Source organism: Chryseobacterium jejuense, from assembly GCF_017877355.1.
GTDB lineage: Bacteria > Bacteroidota > Bacteroidia > Flavobacteriales > Weeksellaceae > Chryseobacterium > Chryseobacterium jejuense_A.
In genome coordinates this window covers 42325-63359 of sequence record NZ_JAGIPR010000001.1, presented here as the reverse complement: position 1 = coordinate 63359, position 21035 = coordinate 42325, and the positions used below count along the sequence as shown (strand labels likewise).

20 protein-coding genes are annotated in these 21035 nt (G+C 34.9%); 11 read left to right on the top strand and 9 right to left on the bottom strand.

Features of this window, described 5'->3' with window-relative positions; all coding sequences use genetic code 11:
• Window positions 1-4 precede the first annotated feature (4 nt).
• From J2772_RS00310 to J2772_RS00290, 5 genes are all read left to right on the top strand, one after another.
• A complete protein-coding gene (locus tag J2772_RS00310) occupies window positions 5-763 on the top strand; it encodes a hypothetical protein (protein ID WP_209912339.1) in 759 nt (252 codons plus the stop codon).
• A gap of 961 nt (window positions 764-1724) precedes the next feature.
• Window positions 1725-2741 (top strand): terpene synthase family protein, encoded by a 1017-nt coding sequence (locus tag J2772_RS00305; protein WP_209912338.1) that lies wholly within the window; start codon window positions 1725-1727, stop codon window positions 2739-2741.
• Window positions 2742-2782: 41 nt separating this feature from the next.
• Window positions 2783-3763 carry a terpene synthase family protein gene (locus J2772_RS00300; protein ID WP_209912337.1) on the top strand — a complete coding sequence of 327 codons (981 nt, stop codon included), beginning with the start codon at window positions 2783-2785 and terminating at the stop codon, window positions 3761-3763.
• A 21-nt stretch (window positions 3764-3784) separates the two neighbouring features.
• A complete protein-coding gene (locus J2772_RS00295; RefSeq protein ID WP_209912336.1) occupies window positions 3785-4810 on the top strand; it encodes a terpene synthase family protein in 1026 nt (341 codons plus the stop codon).
• A gap of 174 nt (window positions 4811-4984) precedes the next feature.
• Window positions 4985-5530, top strand: a complete 546-nt coding sequence (locus J2772_RS00290; RefSeq protein ID WP_209912335.1) for a terpene synthase family protein — start codon at window positions 4985-4987, stop codon at window positions 5528-5530.
• Window positions 5531-6018: 488 nt separating this feature from the next.
• Here the strand turns inward: J2772_RS00290 and J2772_RS00285 are convergent, their stop codons facing one another.
• The 7 genes from J2772_RS00285 to J2772_RS00255 all read right to left on the bottom strand — a co-directional run bounded on the left by J2772_RS00285 (window position 6019) and on the right by J2772_RS00255 (window position 13090).
• Window positions 6019-7389: an MBL fold metallo-hydrolase RNA specificity domain-containing protein gene (locus tag J2772_RS00285; protein ID WP_209912334.1), complete on the bottom strand. Its 1371-nt coding sequence runs from the start codon at window positions 7387-7389 to the stop codon at window positions 6019-6021.
• A gap of 111 nt (window positions 7390-7500) precedes the next feature.
• Window positions 7501-7920, bottom strand: a complete 420-nt coding sequence (locus J2772_RS00280) for an Hsp20/alpha crystallin family protein (protein ID WP_209912333.1) — start codon at window positions 7918-7920, stop codon at window positions 7501-7503.
• A 67-nt stretch (window positions 7921-7987) separates the two neighbouring features.
• Window positions 7988-8368 (bottom strand): hypothetical protein, encoded by a 381-nt coding sequence (locus J2772_RS00275; protein ID WP_245365013.1) that lies wholly within the window; start codon window positions 8366-8368, stop codon window positions 7988-7990.
• Window positions 8369-8447: 79 nt separating this feature from the next.
• On the bottom strand, window positions 8448-9500 hold the full coding sequence (locus J2772_RS00270; RefSeq protein WP_209912331.1) for a response regulator: 1053 nt from the start codon (window positions 9498-9500) through the stop codon (window positions 8448-8450).
• Window positions 9501-9505: 5 nt separating this feature from the next.
• Entirely contained in the window at window positions 9506-10714 is a 1209-nt protein-coding gene (locus J2772_RS00265) for a PAS domain-containing sensor histidine kinase (protein WP_209912330.1), read from the bottom strand.
• A gap of 122 nt (window positions 10715-10836) precedes the next feature.
• A complete protein-coding gene (locus J2772_RS00260; protein ID WP_209912329.1) occupies window positions 10837-11712 on the bottom strand; it encodes a universal stress protein in 876 nt (291 codons plus the stop codon).
• A 7-nt stretch (window positions 11713-11719) separates the two neighbouring features.
• Window positions 11720-13090 (bottom strand): L,D-transpeptidase family protein, encoded by a 1371-nt coding sequence (locus tag J2772_RS00255; RefSeq protein WP_209912328.1) that lies wholly within the window; start codon window positions 13088-13090, stop codon window positions 11720-11722.
• Window positions 13091-13712: 622 nt separating this feature from the next.
• Between J2772_RS00255 and J2772_RS00250 the strand changes: the two genes are divergently transcribed.
• On the top strand, window positions 13713-14189 hold the full coding sequence (locus J2772_RS00250) for a Dps family protein (protein WP_209912327.1): 477 nt from the start codon (window positions 13713-13715) through the stop codon (window positions 14187-14189).
• 28 nt (window positions 14190-14217) lie between these two features.
• Here the strand turns inward: J2772_RS00250 and J2772_RS00245 are convergent, their stop codons facing one another.
• The gene (locus J2772_RS00245) at window positions 14218-15159 is read right to left on the bottom strand and encodes a 1-phosphofructokinase family hexose kinase (protein ID WP_209912326.1); all 942 of its coding nucleotides are present in this window, start codon (window positions 15157-15159) and stop codon (window positions 14218-14220) included.
• A 239-nt stretch (window positions 15160-15398) separates the two neighbouring features.
• Here J2772_RS00245 and J2772_RS00240 point away from each other — a divergent pair, with 239 nt between their 5' ends.
• From J2772_RS00240 to J2772_RS00220, 5 genes are all read left to right on the top strand, one after another.
• A complete protein-coding gene (locus J2772_RS00240) occupies window positions 15399-16061 on the top strand; it encodes a BON domain-containing protein (protein WP_209912325.1) in 663 nt (220 codons plus the stop codon).
• 101 nt (window positions 16062-16162) lie between these two features.
• Window positions 16163-16927 (top strand): MlaE family ABC transporter permease, encoded by a 765-nt coding sequence (locus J2772_RS00235; RefSeq protein WP_209912324.1) that lies wholly within the window; start codon window positions 16163-16165, stop codon window positions 16925-16927.
• Window positions 16927-17706, top strand: a complete 780-nt coding sequence (locus tag J2772_RS00230) for an ABC transporter ATP-binding protein (RefSeq protein WP_209912323.1) — start codon at window positions 16927-16929, stop codon at window positions 17704-17706. Before J2772_RS00235 ends, J2772_RS00230 begins: the two co-directional genes overlap by 1 nt.
• 11 nt (window positions 17707-17717) lie before the next feature.
• A complete protein-coding gene (locus tag J2772_RS00225; RefSeq protein ID WP_209912322.1) occupies window positions 17718-18776 on the top strand; it encodes an MlaD family protein in 1059 nt (352 codons plus the stop codon).
• A 46-nt stretch (window positions 18777-18822) separates the two neighbouring features.
• Window positions 18823-20286, top strand: a complete 1464-nt coding sequence (locus tag J2772_RS00220) for an SLC13 family permease (protein ID WP_209912321.1) — start codon at window positions 18823-18825, stop codon at window positions 20284-20286.
• 20 nt (window positions 20287-20306) lie between these two features.
• On the opposite strand, the gene J2772_RS00215 is transcribed toward J2772_RS00220, so the two are convergent.
• Complete coding sequence (locus tag J2772_RS00215; RefSeq protein ID WP_209912320.1) at window positions 20307-20864, bottom strand: inorganic diphosphatase; 558 nt, start codon at window positions 20862-20864, stop codon at window positions 20307-20309.
• Window positions 20865-21035 lie beyond the last annotated feature (171 nt).

The following is a 21035-nucleotide window of genomic DNA, read 5'->3' as shown; positions in this document are numbered from 1 at the left end:
AAAAATGAAAAAAACTATTTTTTTACCGTTATTTTTAATTTCCATTTTGACTTTTTCCCAAGTAGGAATAAATACAAACAATCCACAAGGCACTTTCCATATAGATGGAAATAAAGACAATCCTGTAGCAGGTACTCCCAATATTGCACAACAGGCTAATGATTTTGTTTTCACTTCGACGGGCCAAATCGGTATAGGAACGATTACACCTACTAACAAGTTGGAAATTAATTCGAATATCAGTAATACTTCAGGATTAAAATTTTCCAACTTAAATTCTTCTACCCCTGTTTCTGCCGGCGCTACTTTAGGTGTCGACCAGTCAGGAAATGTTGTAACAGTTACAGGGAATGCCTTTGCACCTGCATCAGGGCGGTCTGTACTAACTAGCACTGCCAATATACCTGCCAATGGTTTTAATTATAACCTCACCAGTATTACACTGCCAACTGCTGGAACATATCTTATTACCTATAGTATACGTGGTGAAATTCAGGTAACAGGTGGGTTTGGTTATCTCACTGGTTTTTTAAGCACTGCACCAACAGCTGGAAATATAGTTCCTAATACAGAAATACTAATTGTAACTTCAGCTGATACTAATAGGAACGTAATTGGTGGAACAGGTACAGGTTCTTTGGTAACTACTGTTGCAGGACCCACCACCTATTATGCTGGTATAAGATCAACAACATTAGCAGGTATTGTTTTTAATAATGCAGATGGCAGAACCTCCATGACCTATATTAAAATAACTCCATAATTTACGATTCTAAGAACACAAAATCCCTCTTTTAAAATTCCTATGGAGACAAATAAAGACAGACTTCCGGGTCTGTCTTTATTATAATGAAGTGGTCTTGACTTTTTAAAATTAAAAAAGGGATTTAGAAATTTGTGCTGCTAAACAAAAAAAATCCAATCCCTTGTACTAAGTACTGAGCAAAGATATAATAGAATTCTTCTATTCCCCAAGGAAAAAGAGGTTTCAAATCCAAAGTTCCTATCTGTGAGATCATTAATTGTATCCTTTATAAACTTAAAACAGGTATTCAATGATATCATTTACCAGTATTACAGCTTTTTAGTAAGATGATATTTCATTATAAAGCGGTTTTTGGTTATTATCATAAGTGGTGATGTAGATGGAGGTCATACAAAAGTCAAGATGACTTCTATTTCTCTTATTGTTTCGTGGTGAATTTCTTTGAAAAAATATGATCTCTTTTTCTTTAGGTGATTTATTTCTTTTCCAATCTCATTTAAAGGTATTGAACTTGTTTAAACTTTTTTAAATAAAGAGTTTAAACAAGTTCTTTAATAAAAAACAACCGGGTAAAATTGATTTACAAATGAAATCAATAGCTGCACGAAACATATTTATTCAAAGATCAGATTTGATAAAAGGTAAAAAATATTGAAAGTCCTTCAACATATCAATCATTTTTTTCAGATTCTACTCTATTTCCTTTTTCAATTTTATATTATCGGGGTTTTCTTATGTTAAAATGGGATCGTAAAAAGTATTCAATGGAGTAATTTAATTTAAGATATTCCAAATTTCTTACCCTATTTTAAAAAAAATCATATTTAAAATTCCCCTATCAATATTACCATTTTAAGACATATTAACATTAAATTTCAATTTTATGTGAAATAAAATGCAATTATAATACAATACGATTGTATATTAGTATGAAAACAAAACCAATAATCATCACAATATGAATACTGAAAATTTTAGTACCCTTGAACTCCTTCGAAAACAGTTCAGGTATCCGTTCCCCACATTAAAAAACCCCAATGCTGAACAACTACAACAGTTCACTGAAAATCAATGGATTGATGGAGAATATCTCTGGCTGTATGAACAGAACCCCGATCTTCGGAAAAAGTACAAAAAGACCAAAACAGCGCATATTGCAGCACAATGGTTTCCAACGGCATCACCCGAAAGATTCAAGCCCGTCTGCAGACTGATGCTGTGGACCCTATACAATGATGATCTGTATGAAGAAAGTGAACCTGAAGATATAGGATATGTACACGCCCAATCTATTGCCATACTGAATGGAGAGATCAATGCCGAGGACTCAGGAATCCCCTTAGGCCCCATGCTGGCTTCATTAAGAGCAGAACTATTGGAGTTTATCCCGCAGGAGTCAGTAGCCCGTTTCACCCAAATGATCAGCAGGTATTTTACAGGATTAGAAACGGAATTAAGATACAAGAAAAACAAAGCTTATCCCAGTGTGAGCGAATGCATTGCTTTGCGTGAAAATTCTATCTGTCTTTATCCTTTTCTACAGCTTACGGAATTAGAAACAGGAATCGTACTCCCACAAGAGATCCACGAGCATCCCGTGATCATCCGTTTACAGACACTGGCATGCCACCTTGTTACTTTTTTCAATGAAGTACAATCTGTATTGAAAGACGAAGCAACCGACAGTATTTATTACAATATTGTAAAGGTGATTCAGTATGAACGGCAGATGTCCCTGAAGGAGGCATGTCTTGAGGATTTGCGCCTTCACAATGAGGACCTGAAAGAATTTGTAGAATTGCAGGCTTCTCTTCCTGACTTTGGAATATGGCAGGATGCAGTGGTTAACTGGGTTCATTATATGAGCATGGTGCTTAGTGGATGGAAAAATGTATCTACAAAACTGGATCGTTACAATGCCATGGAATTTCCGGAAGCAGGAGAACTAAAAGAAAAGTTGAACCAGGTTCGATAACACTTTAAGCAAAAATATTTTTTAATCTAAAATATACAATAATGAAACAATCAGACATCCCTATTTTACAACATTCCTGGGCTTATAAAGTTGCACCTTTTGCAGAATCATTTTATGAAGAACAGAATGACTGGATTGATAGAGACTACCAGTTCATGTCTGAAGCAACGAGAACCAAATACAAAAGAAATAATCTGGTACAAGCAGCCTCATATATGTTTCCGGCTACCCAAACAATGGAGCAGATGAGACCCATTGCAAGATTTATGGTTTGGTTAACGTTATATGAGGATTATTATGAGCTTTGCCCCGTAAAAGAATTAGCTTCCGTCAGAGATGACATTATGAATGTGATGCTGGGCGAAGATCCCAGACCTGGTGACATCGGATTACTGAGACAGGTTGCATTGAGCAGAGATGAATTCCGTCCTTACGTTAACGACAATTGGTTTCAACGTTGGGCAGAGTCTTTCCATGACTACACCACTTATGGAATGATGGAGGAAAACCCCTATAAATTAAAACAGGAATTTCCAACATTAAGCCATCTTCTCCTCATGAGTGAATATTCAATCTCTGTGTATCCTTATTCTGATCCGGTTGAACCGTCTATGGGTTTTATTGCACCGGATTTTGTTTCAAAACATCCTGTTATTAAGCGGCTGAAGACACTGATGTCCCGTATTATGGTCCTCCAGAATAGCTTTGCATCTATAGAAAAGAAATTGGTAATAAGCCCGGATGTGCTCAATATTATACTTGTCATAAAACATCAATACAAAATTTCATTGGAGGAAGCCTGTATGGAAGCTATGCAGATGCATGATGACTATGTAAGGGAATTTGTAGAACTAAAGACTACCCTTCCGGAATTTGGTGCTATTCAAAAGGATGTAGAAAACTTTGTACATCATATGACGTTGATGATCTCAGGATTGGGAGCCTGGTACCATTTGGGGAAATCACCTTACTACGAAGTACCGGGAGAATATCCAAGACCGGAATATGGATTACAGATGTAGTATATTAAAAACAAATCAACAATGAAAGAAGAATTAATCCTTCCACAGTGCCGTTATCCATGGCCAACTATTCCCAGCCCAATTGCCAATGCTTTTGATGAAGAAGAAAAGGCATGGTATGATAATGACTATACTTTTATTTCTGAAGAGGGAATAAAAAGATGTAAACCTCAGTTTCTATCGAGGGTCGCTACTTATATGAACCCAACATGCGACAGCATGGAGCGCATGCGTCCCTGTGCCAGATTAATGATCTATATCACATTATTTGATGATTTTTTTGGGATGACTCCTGCAAATGAATTGAAAATAATGGCAGACCGTGTATATGAAGTGATGATGGGTGAAGATCCACATGAAGACGAGATTGGTATTCTGCGCCAGATGGCACAAGCCAGAAAAGAATGGGAAACATTTATGCCTCGTTTTTGGATAGACCGTGTCTCCATTAACTTTTATGAATTTATCATGTATGGCATGATGGAAGAAATACCCTTCAAACAAGCTGAAAATAGAACATATCCCTTACTTGCCCACTATCTTAGTTTCCGAAAATATTCTATAGGAATGTGGCCTTATGGGGATCTGATAGATCCTGCAGTTAATTATGCATTACCTGTTCATATTTACAATCATCCTATTATACAGCGTTGCAGAGAACTATTATCTCTGATTATTGTGATACAGAATGACTTTGCCTCTCTTAAAAAAGAGCTTGAAATAGAAAGTGAATCTTTGAATATTATTTTTATTCTAAGACATCAATATAAAATTTCTTATCAAGAAGCCTGTACAGAAGCTATGAAACTGCATGACGCATATGCTCAGGAGCTGGATGATTTGCATCAATCTCTTCCGGACTTTGGTTCTTTTCAAGAAGAAGCATATAATCATGTTTATCATATTAAATTGCAAATAAGTGGCTGTCCAGACTGGTACTATAATTCAGGCACCAGCAGATATGAGCATAAGGCATTTATTGTACCTCAATACGGTAGAGAAGGTGATGATATTATTATTCCACACAGTATTTTTATAAAGGAATAATAAGACACTTCAATCGGTTATACCATCTGTTTGCATTATACAATAAAGGATTCTGGAAGCTGCAGAACCTATTGTGAGCAAAGAGGATATGCAGGCTTTATTCAATATAAATGATCATACACCATGATAACCCGTTTGACAAATTTATTTTAAAAAAATCTATTCATCAAACCTATGAAAACAGAGAGAAAATTAACAATTAACCCAAAGGATTTTTTCCCTCCAGGATACTATCCCTGGGCCGATGGTATTTCGCCCCCTACAGAGCTTATGAAAAAAGCTGCTGATGACTGGTATGATAACGCTTACACTTTTTTGACTGAAGAGGCAAGAGAAAGATACAAACTGCAGATGCTGCATATGGCTGCTGCAAGAATGACTCCTGAAGCATTATCAATTCCCGACGAACATATTATACCCTGCAACCGCTGGATGATCTGGATTGCCGTCTTTGATGATACCTATGGACTTTGCCCTATAAAAGAGTTGGAAAAAATAAGAATACAAATGCTTTCTATACTGCAGGGAAGAAATCCGTCTGTCCATGAGAACGGACTGTTTCATGAGACAGCTATTATGCGGAATGAATTCATGTCTTTTCTTCCTGATGAATGGATACAACGATTTATAGAGCGTATGAGCACTTACATGAAGTATGGCCTTATGGAGGAATGCCAGTATTCAAGACTCGGGAAAATACCACCTCCTTATTTATTTTAATTTCATTCGCATTATATCTATATAGTATGTATGTGTACACCATTCACAGGCTAGCTTTATTTAGAAAAATATGAGAATCAAACAGTAAGGTTTTATATCACAAATAAAATCTAATACTGAAAAGATATTCTAGTAATATTTTTATGTCCGTAATAGATGAAGAATATTCTTTATCTCAGGGTTTGTTCGCTTACTGCCAATGCAATTTATTATTGTTTATGGCGTTTTGATGAATACTCCTCCTGTATTTATCGGATGTTCCATCGGTGTGCTTTTACATTCGTATTACATCTGCAAAATAATGATATCGAGACCTCAGAAAAGCAATTAACACTTTAAAAATCAATCTATTAACTAATAATTTTGATATTTTAAATTACCACACCTTTATCATTTTTCAGAAGATAACAGTCTTCTGGAATTTGTATGGCATTTTTGGTAAGAAGTTCCATAAAGTAAATTATAAATCAATTAAACGATATCATCCCTCATCTCAACGCCACTTCCTTATCTTTTATCAAAATTTTAACAGGTATTTTCAAATCTGTTTGAATTTTAACCCGTAATGCTTCTTGTGCAGAGGGTTCGCCGTGAACCAGCATGATTTGTTTAGGGGGATTCTTATATTTTTTTATCCATTCCATCAGTTCAGATTGATCCGCATGGGCAGATAATCCCGTTAACTCAACTATATTTGCTTTTACAGGGTAATATTTTCCGTGAATTTTCAACTCATGAGACCTGTTAATTAATGCTCTTCCACGAGTACCTTCTGCTTGAAACCCAACAATCAGTACTGTATTCCGGCTATTTCCTATATCATGTTTCAAATATTCAAGCACACGCCCCCCTGTCAACATACCGCTTCCAGCAATTATTATTTTACTTTGCTTATCATGAACGATTTCCTGAGTATTCGTATACTCTCTATTAATATTGATATTCTCAATAATATCCAGCCATTTTTCTTTAGTTACAGTGGTATATTCTGCATATTCAACCATAATATCAGTGGCTGAAGCCGCCATCGGGCTATCCATAATTACAGGAAGGTTGTAAGGGATTCTGTTCTGCTTCTTGAGCTGATAAAGAATATACATGAGTTCCTGTGCTCTGCCAACGGCAAAACTCGGAATAATTATATTTCCATGGTTTTTAACCGTAAGATTGATCCAATGCTCCAAACTATCATACAAATTTGTGTTGTCATGCAGCCTGTCTCCGTAAGTTGATTCCATCACTAAAAAATCAGCTTTAGTGAAAAAATCAGGTGGTGGGAGAATAGCACTGTGGTTTCGCCCTATATCACCTGAAAAAATAATAGTTTTATCAAAACATACAATTTCTACAGAACAAGCTCCAATGATATGACCACAGGACTTGAATCTGCACTGTATGTGATTGCTTAATTGTAGGCTGATATTTTCCTTAACAGTAAAAAATTGTTTAAAAGATTTTTCAGTATCATTTATCGTGTATAAGGGTTTTGCAGGATTATGCTTGGTATAATGATGATAGTTTGCTTTTTCTGCATCCTCTTCCTGTAATTTTGCACTGTCCAGTAAGATTAACTTTGTCAGTTCCTTCGTGGGTTCAGTCATATAAATTTTACCTTTAAACCCGTTTTTTACAAGAAGAGGTATATATCCGCAATGATCCAGATGGGCATGGGTAAGAATGACAACATCTATTTCTGCTAAATCGATATGTAACGATTCCCAGTTTTGTTCACGCAGCGATTTTACCCCTTGAAACAATCCGCAATCGACTAATATGGTAAGCTCGGAAGTTTTTAGCAAATGCTTGGATCCGGTGACCGTTCCCGCTCCTCCAAAGGATTTTATAATCATAGTATCCATCTCTTTATTTTTTATACCCCAGTTGCTCATTTGAAAATAATCTCGATTAAACGACATTTGAAAATTTATTCAAATGAATAACAGGTTTTATGAATTAATAGTGAAAAAAAATCAACGTATTTTAATTTCTTTTACTTCCCTTTTATCCAGATTAGTTTTACTGATCGTAATATTTAACAATCCATTTTTATAATTGGCTTTTATATGACCCAAAGTGATGTTTTCCGGTAAACGAAAACTGCGGGAAAATGAGGAAGCAGAAAACTCTTTTCTTACAAAATTTTCATTTTCTTCTTTTTTCTCTACACTCTTTTCAGCACTGATAACCAGTGATCCGTTTTCCACTGCTACCTTAAAATCTTTTTTCTTGAATCCCGGAGCTGATACTTTAAGCTTATATACACCATTCCTGTCAATGATATTAATGGACATTTCCATTTTCATTGATTCATCTAAAAATCCGTCATTTTTCCAGAAATCTTCTATCACATTCGCCAGTGGAGACTGATTGGTTTTTTCTAAAGTTTTCATAATAAAAATTATTTTAGTTTGATACTCCAAAGGTATTATGGAAACAGCATGCAGACTATGATTTCAGTTAGGTTTTCATATGATCCCGGTCACTTTTTTCCCAACCATTTAAAGTTTCAATAATCAAGGAAACAGCCAGTCTTGAATCGGCACATTTAATAATATCATATTGTATTCCTGAATTTATAATAGTTGATAAATCAGTAAAAAATTTTTCTGCCGATCTTAAAATGATGTATTGTATTCCCAATGAAATAAGTTTCAGGATAAAACTATGTGAAAGCTGATTTTCCTGACTCATGATAATGACAGCATCTTTTGCCTCTGCAAAATGAACTGTATTTTCATTCAAAGGATTTGTTATGATGGTAATCTTGTGTGTTTTATGATTAGCCAATGCAAGAAGTTCTTTTTCTTCTTGATTTATGTTATAAACTATCACTTTCATAATGTCTGTTGAATAGTCAAATGTATTGAACTCAATAGAACTATTCAATGTATAAAATCATTATAAAACGTGACAAGTATTAGTTTTTTAATTTCTGAAGACGTGAAACATCCAGTATCGTAATCCTGCCCGCATTTCTGTCTATTAGATTTTCTTCTTTAAAATCGCTGAGAATCCTGCTTACCGTTTCAATAGCCATTCCCGCCATGGAAGCAAGGTTTTCTCTGGAAATCTCAAAATTTTCAGTGTGGGGATATTTTGTATGTAGTTTAAGAAGTACCTCTGCCATTCTTTTTCTTACAGAAAAATAAGCAAGCTGCAATAACTGTTCTTCGTGGGCAATAACATGATGAGCAAGGATTTTAATAAACTTTTCTGCTATATCAGGATATTTATACAGTAATTGGTCAATTACGTCTCTGGGAACCGAACAAAGTGTAGCATCCTCCAATACCTGAGCCGTCTCTTTATATTCTTTTCCTGCAAATAACGAAGTAATTCCAAAATATTCTTCCGGACTATAGACTCCTGTCATAAGTTCTTTCCCATCTTCTGTCATCTTTGTTGTCTTCACTGAGCCTGATATAATTAAATAAACAGCATTGGCTGTATCACCCTCATAATATATAATCTGCTTCTTTTTAAAGGACTTCACTTTTCGTTCATCAAAAGCTTTATTTAATTCATCAAGTCCATGTGAACCATGAAATAAATTTGTCATTTGAGTAAGAATATTGCTATAAAGGCTTTTCTGACGTTCTTTCTTTTTCAATCGGCTTTCAATAGCACTGAGAAGTTCCATATCATCAAAAGGTTTGGTAAGATAATCATCAGCACCCATTTCTATTCCTTTTCGGACTTCTCCCCGATCAACTTTTGCCGTAATAAAAATAAAAGGGATGAGTGCAGTGTCCTCTCTTCTGCTTAAAAGATGTAATACTCCATACCCGTCAAGTTCAGGCATCATAATATCACATAATATCACATCCGGGATATGTTTAATAGCCATATCTACTCCTTGCTTACCATTAGAAGCCTGAAATACTTCATAATTGGCAAGCTGAAGAATCTCTGAAGTACTTTCGCGGATATCATCATTATCTTCGATAATCAATAGGCGTGTTTTTTCCATTGGAACTAAATTGGAGTATTATTAACTGACTTTTTCTGAAATGATAAGGTAAACTCGGTACCTTTACCTGATTTACTTTCAAAAAGGATCCTACCATCCATAAGATTTACATACCGCTGCACAATATTGAGCCCTAACCCAGTTCCGGGAATATTTCCTATATTATGCGCTCTAAAAAATGGCTGAAAAAGACCGGATTGATCTTCTTCAGGTATTCCTATTCCATTATCTTTTACTGAAAACATATATTGATCTTCATTTATTTCTGTAGAGAATTCAATCAACGTATGTTCTCCTGAATATTTTATAGCATTGCTCATTAAGTTCATTAAACAATTTCTTAATAAGTTTTGATCCAAGCTTATTTCGCTTTCTGATCCTGTGTGCTGATAAATAATGATTTGATCTTCTTTGGTTATAAGCTGCATTTCATCTGTGAGTTCTTCTGAAAACTTAACAATATCAAATGAGTCATAATGAGGTTTTACAATCCCTGTATCCAATTTTTCTAAGGAAAGAAAGTCATTGAGAATGGAATTCAAACTGGCAATTGCATTTTTTATCTTATGAAGATGTTTTAATATTTGGATATTGTCCGAAGTTTGAAGATATTTTTCAATAAGTACGGCAGAAAGCTGCATAGAACTTAAAGGGGTGCGAAATTCGTGCGATGCCATTGAAACAAAGCGGCTTTTCATCCGATTGAGTTGTTTTTCTTTTTCCAAGGCCATACTAGACTCTTCTTTTGCTTTTTCCAATTCATAAAGCATTTTTTTAAGTGATTTTGTTCTGTTTTCGACCAATTCTTCCAGCTCAACGGCATATTTTTTAAGGGATTCTTCCGCTTCTTTTTCTTTGGAAAGATCGTGGATAAAACCTGTGTAAATCACTCTATCCTGATATTGCACTTCGCTTACAGCAAGCCTGAAAGGAAATTGTGTCCCATCTTTTCTTAATCCTCTAACTTCCCTTCCTTTTCCAATAATTTTCTTTTCTCCTGTATCCTGGTAATGAAGAAGGTACCCATCATGCCTGCTTTTATCAGGTTCCGGCATCAGTACTGAAATATTTTTACCTACTAATTCTTCTTCTTTATACCCAAATATTTTTAGCGCAGAGGGATTCAGGCTTTCTATTCTCCCCCTGTTATCAATGGTTATAATACCATCAATCGCTGTTTCTATAATAGCATGCAAAAGTTTAGTACTTTCCATAATCCATATCTTAACTATTATTAAAGTTATGAATTTTAGTACACTAAAGGCATTTGAATGTGAAAAATGTTAAAACATTAAATTATTATATATAAAATAAGATTAAAAAAATGAATTCTTAATTAAAAAAACAGCTGATCAATTTCCGGAATGATTAGTAGTGGAATTTCTAATGTAGCAGCTTGTCGGGCTGCATGGCTGTTTTTGATAAATCTTTCGAGAAAATCCCGATGATCGTGACCCATTGCCAAGATATCAATATCTTTATTTTTCAGTATATCTAAACCGTAATCTATATTTTCGCTGTAAATACAGTTATAACAGAATTTACCTTCCAGAGCCTTTAAAAACACTTCTTTTTTATGCTCATAAGCAGTATTCTGGGTCACATCATTATTGCTCTGAATAATATGGGTAATTAAAAGTTCAGCATCAAAGTATTGGGCAAACATAATCAATGATTGAGCTATTTTTATATCTTTTTTCTTCAGATCTGTTGCAAAAGCGATCTTTTTTATTTCCTTATACTTATGGTTTTGAGGAATTAACAGGAGCGGATGTTGTGTATTTTCAATCATTTTAAGACTGTTGCTTCCAAAAATAAATCGGGCAAGCATCCCAGCACCCTGAGTCCCCATTACAATAAGCAATGTTTTATTATGGGCTGCTGTATTATTGATTACCTGAACAGCATCGCCTCCCTCGCAAGAATAATATATCGACGGATGATAAGGAAAAGTCTCATCTCCCCATAAAGCTTTCTCTTTATCTTCAAGCACTTTTACCCATTTTTTCATCTCTTTACTGTTTTCATCCTGTAAAGCCGGATATTCATATAAGGCCCACGCAGTCTGTCCAAGCATGGGACTTTCAACCGGCAGAGCAAAGGCATGGCACAAATCAATATTACACTTTAGAGCATTAGCCAGATGAAGTGCATAAAATGCAGCATTTTTTGCCGGCTTTGAATAGTCTGTAGGTACTACAATCGTTCTCATAATTCTATTATTTATTTTGGTTAAATTTATTCTCAAGTGAATCATCAAAATGGTAAATATCTTTATACAGTACAGGTTTTCCTTCTTTTATCAAGCAAGTCAGATAAGTAATAATGATGGGAATCGGTTGTTTTAAAACAAAATCTTTTCTATTGTACTCAGTCATTGCATTTTCTAAAAGGGGAATCTTATTTCCAGAGCCATCGTTTTTTAAGATAAGGGATGCAAGCGTCTCAGCATTTTCAACACGAATACATCCATGACTCAAAGCTCTCTCACCTTTATTAAACAATTGTTTCTGAGAAGTATCATGGAGATATACTCCATAAGAGTTTTCAAATCTAAAAACCACCGCTCCTAATGCATTATCACATCCGGATGATTGTCTTACACTATATCGATAAGGATTTTGACGGATCTCTTTTAGTTTTGATGAACTTATTTCAACTTGATTACCGTTCTTATCATAAATAGAATAATGATGGCTCTCTAAATATTGAGGATTTTTTAAGATTTTAGGCAGCATTTCTTTTACGAAAATACTTTGGGGAACCTTCCAGTCAGGGGCTGTTGTAAAATAATTAATACGGCTTTCCAATACCGGAGTTTTGGTAGTTGGCTTTCCAATAATTACTTTGAAATCAAATATATTCTCTTTCTGGTGAAATTCTAATGTATAGGAAGGAATATTTACCAGAATATAGGTCGTATCTTTTGTACCAATCCATCGTAAGCGCTCCATATTGATGATGATTTTTTCCATTCCCGTTTGTGGAGCCATACAGTCATTTTCCGCATAGAGCGTATTTAAATAGTTCTGAAAGTCTGTGTAAGCTTTTATTTTAGGCTGAACCTCGAGGATTGTCTTGAGGAAATCTTTCTGCTGTCTTGCATTCATTAGTATATCTTCGGATCGGAATCCATTAATATCATTTGTATCAATATATGATGAATTGTACAAAGGGTTGTATTTTCCCAAATGCAGATTATTGATGAAAGTGATAAGGGCATCCGTCATCAGAATATCGAACACTGCTTTCTCTTTTGGATCCTTTTCTGCAGAAGTATCTCGCAAACTCCTTAATTTCTGAAGAGAAATGGTATCCCAATGATAATCAGATAAAGACAGTCCAAATTGTTCAGAATACTCCAGCAGTAACATTGCAATTTCAGACTGATCTGATTTTTGTGCATTTATCCATGCCCATTCAGAGTTATTTCTGGCATAAAACCTAATGACCGATTTGGGGTAATGCAGTTTTGAGAGCGTAATATTGTCTTTAAGTGAAGAAGTAATCTCCTGCGTTGTTTTCAAATCCTGAGCTTGTGTGATTATTGCAAAGCAAAGAATAATGGTGAATGTTAAAAAAGCTTTCATAATCTGAAATTTATACTACAAATTTCCAAATTACCTTACTGTCAAATAATGACTGCCATCACTAAAAATAATGATGCAGCTATACTTTAATCTATTTTTGTAAAAACTCCCCCAATAATTGCTATAAGTAAATTGATTTAAAAATTTATGCTTCTAAGATGTTGAATTGATGAACTGACCAGCATCATTTTTCGCAGTGATACCTGTCATATTATTTTTCATGCAGTTTCGTGACCTTTGGGATGAATTAACATAACACATAATCATAAATAAATTACCATATCACAGACTTATCCTTTTTACAATATTTATATGTACAGTTCTTTGCAATTGCTACAGTTCCACTCATATAGCAAGCAGCTGGCAGAATCCGGATAAACATATACATGCTAATGATTGGAAAAAAGTACTGGCAATGGTACTATTGAGAAATGAAAACAACCTAAGAAGTGCCGAAGATGAAATGACAAAATATCTCAACAGGAAAGGCATTACTTCTTACAGTTATCTGGATTAGAATTTTAACATAAAAGAAGAACAGGCTTTGCACAGCAGAATAAAAAAGACAGTTATCAATCTGTGAAATATCAGATCGTAATAAAACAATAAATCTAATTAAAAAATGAAAATACAAATAGGAATCGCTGAAAATCATCGTAAAGCAGTTGCTGATGAACTGATAAATATATTGGCAGATGAAAACATCTTGTTGATGAAAACAAAAAATGCCCAGTGGAATATGGAAGGATCTGATTTTAATGATAAGTATAATTTTTTTAAAAATCAGTCTAAGCAATTGGATAAAATCATAAACAGTATTGCCAAAAGAATACGTTCTATTGGCCACACTGTACCTGCAACTTTACAAACCTACCTGAGTTTATCGCATCTTACAGAAAAAAATAGAGCGGAAAACAACAGTCAGGCTTTTATCACAGAGTTGTTGGAAGATCATGAAAGTCTTATTCTTATACTTTGTAGATATATCATAAACTGTAAGGACGACTTACATGACATAGCAACAAGTCATTTGATAACTCGTCTCTTAGAAACACATCAGAAAATGGCCTGGCATTTACGTTCATCTATAACAAATTAAATGATGTTATTACAGGTTATAAGAATAACTATTCTGAGTAGTGCTTTATTTCCATAAGTAAGCGCTCTGCATTTTTCTTGGTAAAAAGTCCTGTTCCTTCAACCATTGTAGTTGCTGATCCACAAGCTATACCCATTGACAGAACTTCTTTATAATTTCCGCCTTGTATCAAAACTGAAATCATTCCGGCTACCATGCTGTCCCCGGCACCAACAGTACTTTTTACTTCAACATCCGGTGCCACAATTTGAATTTTTTCAGTTGCTGAAAATAAAACTGCTCCCTGAGATCCTAATGAAACTACCACAACCTCAGCTTTTCCTTGAGAAATGATCAGTCGGGCAGTTTTATCTATATCAATTTCTTCCAGTTTTTCCTTTCCTGCTAAAGAAGCCAGCTCTCCTATATTGGGCTTTAATAAAAAGACACCTTCTTCCGCAGCTATTTTGAGAACCTCCCCAGAAGAGTCTACAATTAACTTACTCCCTTTTGTCTTGCACCGGTTAATAAGTTGTTTCATAAACTTCTGATCACCCCCAATAGGAAGACTGCCACTGATTACTACAAAATCAGGTAATTGATCCATTACCTCAATGCTATTTAAAATTTCCTTTTGCTCTCCTTCGGTTAAAGGATCTCCGGGAAATACAAATCTGTACTGTTTTTTATCTGAAATATCTGAAACAGTAAAATTTTCCCGCGTTTCTGCCACAACATAGAATGGTAATACATTCAGCTGCTCACCTTGAAGTAAGTCTTCCAGCAACTTGCCGGTTCTTCCCCCCGAAGTAAAAAAAGCATCTGATGATATCCCCAATCTCTTTAATCCTCTGGATACATTAATTCCACCACCACCGGCTTCATACTTAGGAGAGTTACAACGCATTTTTTTTTCAGAAACTATATTTTGAACACTACTGCTTTTATCTACCGACGGGTTCAATGTGATTGTTAAAATAGATTTTTTCATTTTTATTATTTTTAAACTACCAAATTTTAGCATTATAAGTTTACCGTTCCCCGTTAACTGGGCATTTAGAGATCATGTTTAGCTCCAGTCCGAAAACAGCACTCCTACCTATTCAAATTTCCATAATAAAGGACAGTTTACCAAATATTTACTCTGATGTACATCATATTTCATCGTGATATACATCATATTATCTTCTCCATGGTTTTTGGAACTTTGATGTATAAATGTACAGCAAAATGAAAACAAATGAAGAATTACAAAAAGATGTTCAGGACGCCATCAAGTGGGAACCTATGTTACAATCAGCAGAAATTGGAGTTATTGTAAAGGATGGGATTGTTTCATTAACGGGTACTGTTGATAGTTACGCAAAAAAAATACAGGCTGAACATACCGCAAAAAATGTTTTGGGAGTGAGAGTACTGATAGAAAATATCGAAATAAAATTACCAGACCCAAGGGTAAAAACTGATATTGAAATAGGCAAAGAGATTATTTCCGCATTCAAATCAAACACATTTATTCCTGAAGATAAAATAATCGCAAAAGTAGAAAAGGGATGGGTAGATCTGGATGGTGAAGTAGCCTGGAACTATCTGAGTGATATTACCGAAAATGCTGTAAAGTATCTTCCAGGAGTTAAGGGAATTTATAATAATATCATCATCAATCCCGAAATCCAAAACACCGTTGAAAAAAGTGATATTAAAAAAGCACTGAAGAGGAGCGCAATAGATGATAGTGACATTAATGTATCAGTATCAGGAACAACAGTTACATTAAATGGGACAGTACACACTTGGCAACAAAGAGAAGAGGCAGAACGTATTGTCTGGAAAACACCGGGTATACAAAAAGTCAAAAATGAATTAAAGGTAGATTATGAGTATAATCTATAATCGCTACTAATTTTTAAAGTTCCGGGCTATAAATTTTCACTTATCATTTGAGAATATTTCTTAAAAATAGTGGATAGTTAAAATATATAAAACATCACAGTGTGGAAAGATATTTAAAAAAGCAGCTTACTCTTGTAGGTAGTATAACTTCATTCTCTCTCCGATTTTTTAAAGAAATTTTCAAACCGGGGTTCGAGTTCAAAGAGTTTATAAGACAATGTTTTATTGTTGGTTACCAGTCATTACCGCTGGTAACGATAACAGGTTTCATCATGGGACTGGTACTTACTATACAATCACGCCCTACTATGGCAAGGTTTGGAGCCGAGTCCTTAATCCCCAGTATGGTTTCTTTGTCATTAATAAGAGAGATCGCCCCGGTAATTACAGCATTGATCTGTGCAGGAAGAGTCTCATCAGGTATTGGAGCAGAGCTGGGTTCTATGAAAGTCACCGAACAAATTGATGCCATGGAAGTATCTGCCATCAATCCTTATCGGTATCTCGTGGTAAGCAGAACCCTGGCCACAACATTAATGATCCCTCTCTTAGTAATTTACACTAATTTGGTCGGAATAATAGGCGGTTTTATTGGGCTTAATATGCATAGTGAAAGTAATTTAGTACATTATTTTTCTCATGTTTTTGAATCCCTCGAATATGCAGATATACTGCCGGCTATCATAAAAACCTTTTTTTTCGGTTTCTTCATCGGGATTATTGGATGCTATGAAGGATTTAATGCTTCAAGCGGGACAAAAAGTGTAGGAAAAGCAGCAAATTCAGCAGTTGTTGTAGCCTCACTTATGATATTTATTATTGATTTGATAGCAGTACAGATAACTGACCTATTTTTTGAATTATAATGAAAAATACTGAAAATTTACCTGGCGTGAATAACCAGCCGGCAGCTGTTACACCTCTGATAGAATTTAAAAATGTCTATAAATCTTATGGTAGCAACAAGGTCTTGAACGGCATAAGTTTTACTGTTGAAAAAGGAGAAAATCTTATCATATTGGGAAGATCTGGTTCAGGTAAATCTGTCGCTGTTAAATGTCTGGTAGGGCTCACTAAGGTTGACAAAGGAGATATATTCATAAAGGGAAAAGATATCACAAAACTCAATGAGGATGAGCTTAACCGGATACGAATGAAAATTGGCTTTCTATTTCAAAACGGAGCCTTATATGACTCTATGACTGTGAGAGAAAATTTAATCTTTACATTACAGCATAATAATAAGAATCTCACAGATCAGGAAATGGAATCTGCCGTCATAGAAGCATTGCAAAATGTAGGACTGGAAGAAGCGATTGATCAATTACCGGCAGAACTGTCCGGGGGAATGAGAAAAAGAATAGGACTGGCAAGAGCATTAATTATTAAACCGGAAATCATCATTTATGATGAGCCTACAGGAGGATTAGATCCTGTTACAGCTCGTGAAATCATAGATCTTATCCGAAATGTCAAAATTAAATACAATACAACCTCTATTATTATAACCCACGATCTGATTTGTGCAAAGCATACCGGTGACAGGATCATAGTACTGAAAGATGGCATCATTAAAGCTGAAGGCAGTTATAATGACATAGAAAACAATACTGATAATTGGGTAAAATCTTTTTTTAAAAAATAAACAAAACAGCTATGAGTAATGAATCATCAAACAACTGGAAATTGGGAATTTTTGTCACAATAGGCGTCCTTCTTTTTATAATTACCATCTATTTTATTGGTGTCAACAGAAACCTGTTTGGCTCTAATTTCGTGCTGCGTTCAGAATTTAAAAATGTCAGCGGGCTAAAGCAAGGCAGTACGATTCGTCTATCCGGCATTAACATCGGAACAGTCAGCAAAATAGATTTTGTTTCAGATTCACTGGTTCTGGTAAAGTTATTACTTGAAAAGGATGTTCAGAAATATATAAAAACTGATGCTGTTGCCAGTATAGCATCAGACGGGTTAATGGGCGACAAAATTCTTATTATTTCACCCGGTAACACTTCCACTACCATTGTGAAGGATAATGATATGATTGCCTCTTATAAAACCATTGAAATAGACGACATCTTTTCAAGTGTAAAGAAAAGTGCTGATAATACAAAAGCAATTACCGATCAGCTAGTTGAGTTCAGTGCAAAAATGAATAACAAAAATAGCCTGTTGACAAAAATAATGACCAGTAAGGATTTTGCTGCAAGAATTGACAGAACCATAGAAAATCTACAAATAAGCTCTCAGGAATTGGCAAAATTCACACCTATACTGAATAATAAAAACGGAACGGTTGCAAAAATATTTACCGATAAGAAATGGTCAGATAATATTGAAAACAGCATTTCTAATTTACAGAACAGTTCTCGTGAAATCAGTATTTTCACCACAAAACTCAATGATAAAAATAATGTGCTTTCTCAATTATCTTCCAACGATACTTTAGCTATTTCAATAGAAAAGACACTCCGCAATCTCGAAAAAAGCTCTGATGATTTAATAGAGTTTACTTCAAAAATAAACAATGATGAGAATGTTTTATCGAAGCTCACCAACAATCCTAAACTTGGAAAGTCAGTTGATTCCACGATTATCAATATTGAGAAAGGCGTCGGTGAACTGAGAGAACTTGAAGCCGCCGCCAGGAATAATTTTTTACTAAGAGGTTATTTTAATAAAAAGAAAAAAGAAACCGAAAGACAAAAAAGATGATTATTGTTAATCCATTCAAAAGTATGATTCATTTATTCTTACCGCCATGCCAACCTACTACAAGAACCACAGAAAAGAAATAGGCCTCATCATTGGTCTTTTACTCAGTGTATTAAGTTTTATAATTAATCCTTTTACATTATCTCATCATGCTAATCAGGTTCTTTCCGTTGCTGTTCTTATGATTATCTGGTGGATATTTGAAGCGGTACCTATGGCTGTTACCGCTTTAATACCTATTGTCTTATTTCCTGCTTTTGGTGTTTCTTCCATAAAAGAAGTCGCTCAAAGCTATGGAGATCCAATCGTTTTTTTATTTATGGGAGGTTTTTTTATTGCAATAGCCATCGAAAAATGGAATCTCCACAAAAGAATAGCCTTGGGAATTATAAGAATCACAGGAACCAATGGCAATCGTATCATCCTTGGTTTTATTATGGCAACAGGCTTCCTCAGTTTATGGCTCAGTAACACCGCAACGACCATGATGATGTATCCATTGGCTGTATCAGTCATCCACGTCGTTAATAATCACAATAAAAATGAAAAAAATACACAAAACTTTTCTTTAGCACTATTGCTTTCTATTGCTTATGCTTCCAACTTTGCTCTGGGTACTGTCATTGCTACCCCTCCAAATGTTGCGTATGTGGGTTACATTAAAGACAGGTTTAATTACAGCATCGGCTTTTCTGACTGGATGGTGCTGTTTTTGCCGCTGACTTTAGTTTTATTATTAATGCTTTATGGAGTACTGGTAAAAATAATGTACCCTAATAATATTCAACACAATGATGAGGCCTCAGACACGATAAAAAAGTCCCAGCTTCAGTTGGGAGCAATAAGCAGACCCGAAGTGCGAGTCTTGCTGATTTTCATTTTTACCGTTTTATTATGGATTTCAAAAGACCTGTTAAATAATTGGCAGATTTTTTTTAAACTGGACGACACGGTTATTGCCCTATTGAGTGCTGTTCTTTTATTCTTAATTCCATCCGGAAACAAGAAAAATAGGAAACCTGAAAGATTACTGGTTTGGCGCGATACTCAAAAGATGGCATGGGATATACTACTGCTATTTGGAGGAGGAATTGCATTAGCCAATGCTCTTGAGATATCACAGTTAGCTCATGAGTTGGCAAACGGTTTAGCCTATATTACCACCGGTAATCTGCTTTTAATTATCGTAACCATATCTGCCATTTCTATTTTTTTAAGCGAAGTAATCAGCAATCTGGCTTTGGTGATGATCCTTTCGCCGGTAGTAACTACTTTAGCATTGTCCTTACATATCGACCCTCTACTTTTAGGGATTCCCATGACATTAAGTGCAAGCTGCTCATCTATGCTTCCTATGGGAACTCCTCCAAATGCAATAATTTTTGCCAGAGGAAACATAAAAATTCAGACGATGATGAAAACAGGATTTGTACTTAATGTCATATGTATAATCATTATTTCGGTAGTGTGCTGGTTCTTTATCCCCATGATGCCGGGTATGAAATTATAAAATCAAAAGATCTTATTACATTAATCCTCTTTTATTTTAGGCTTGATTTCATTAATATACATTGATAAACTTTCTTCAATACAAGAGAAAGCTTCCTTTTTGCCTTTGATACCAAATACCTTTACGGTCTTTCCTTCCAATTTTTTATATTCTTCAAAAAAATTCTGAATCTCATTTCTGGTATAAACAGGAATATTTTCAATATCATTGATATGCTTCAAGGATGAGTCATTTTCAGCCACCGCCAGTATTTTATGATCCTTTTTGTCCTCATCCGTCATTTCCATGATGCCGACAACTCTTGCATTAACCACGGTTAACGGTACGAGGCTTTCTGAACATAAAACAAGAATATCTAATGGATCTCCATCAGTGTAATAAGTCTGCGGGATAATACCATAATTGGCAGGATAATGCATGGAAGAAAAAAGAATTCTATCTAATCTGATGAATCCTGAGACCTTATCAATTTCATATTTCGCATGACTACCGCTGGGTATTTCAATAACTGCCGTTACCATCCGAGGAACATCGTTTCCGGGTAGAATATCATGCCATGGGTGCTGGTTTCCTATCATTATTTCTATATTATATGGTTAAATTGATCTTTCATTATTTTTTCAGCTACACGAAGGGTACCCTCAAGAGAATACCTTTTTGTAAGAAAATGATTCAAACAAAGATTACATATTCAGTGAAGTTTCCCTTGTTCTGAATGTATTACTGTAAATTTCCAAAATATCTTATTT

Coding starts and splice junctions, on each gene's coding strand:
- J2772_RS00270 (WP_209912331.1), bottom strand. CDS start 9,500: ATGGAAAAAACACGCCTATTGATTATCGAAGATAATGATGATATCCGC.
- J2772_RS00230 (WP_209912323.1), top strand. CDS start 16,927: ATGAAAAATACTGAAAATTTACCTGGCGTGAATAACCAGCCGGCAGCT.
- J2772_RS00280 (WP_209912333.1), bottom strand. CDS start 7,920: ATGAAAACTTTAGAAAAAACCAATCAGTCTCCACTGGCGAATGTGATA.
- J2772_RS00220 (WP_209912321.1), top strand. CDS start 18,823: ATGCCAACCTACTACAAGAACCACAGAAAAGAAATAGGCCTCATCATT.
- J2772_RS00245 (WP_209912326.1), bottom strand. CDS start 15,159: ATGAAAAAATCTATTTTAACAATCACATTGAACCCGTCGGTAGATAAA.
- J2772_RS00265 (WP_209912330.1), bottom strand. CDS start 10,714: ATGGAAAGTACTAAACTTTTGCATGCTATTATAGAAACAGCGATTGAT.
- J2772_RS00300 (WP_209912337.1), top strand. CDS start 2,783: ATGAAACAATCAGACATCCCTATTTTACAACATTCCTGGGCTTATAAA.
- J2772_RS00240 (WP_209912325.1), top strand. CDS start 15,399: ATGAAAACAAATGAAGAATTACAAAAAGATGTTCAGGACGCCATCAAG.
- J2772_RS00305 (WP_209912338.1), top strand. CDS start 1,725: ATGAATACTGAAAATTTTAGTACCCTTGAACTCCTTCGAAAACAGTTC.
- J2772_RS00250 (WP_209912327.1), top strand. CDS start 13,713: ATGAAAATACAAATAGGAATCGCTGAAAATCATCGTAAAGCAGTTGCT.
- J2772_RS00295 (WP_209912336.1), top strand. CDS start 3,785: ATGAAAGAAGAATTAATCCTTCCACAGTGCCGTTATCCATGGCCAACT.
- J2772_RS00260 (WP_209912329.1), bottom strand. CDS start 11,712: ATGAGAACGATTGTAGTACCTACAGACTATTCAAAGCCGGCAAAAAAT.
- J2772_RS00285 (WP_209912334.1), bottom strand. CDS start 7,389: ATGGATACTATGATTATAAAATCCTTTGGAGGAGCGGGAACGGTCACC.
- J2772_RS00275 (WP_245365013.1), bottom strand. CDS start 8,368: ATGAAAGTGATAGTTTATAACATAAATCAAGAAGAAAAAGAACTTCTT.
- J2772_RS00255 (WP_209912328.1), bottom strand. CDS start 13,090: ATGAAAGCTTTTTTAACATTCACCATTATTCTTTGCTTTGCAATAATC.
- J2772_RS00215 (WP_209912320.1), bottom strand. CDS start 20,864: ATGATAGGAAACCAGCACCCATGGCATGATATTCTACCCGGAAACGAT.
- J2772_RS00310 (WP_209912339.1), top strand. CDS start 5: ATGAAAAAAACTATTTTTTTACCGTTATTTTTAATTTCCATTTTGACT.
- J2772_RS00290 (WP_209912335.1), top strand. CDS start 4,985: ATGAAAACAGAGAGAAAATTAACAATTAACCCAAAGGATTTTTTCCCT.
- J2772_RS00225 (WP_209912322.1), top strand. CDS start 17,718: ATGAGTAATGAATCATCAAACAACTGGAAATTGGGAATTTTTGTCACA.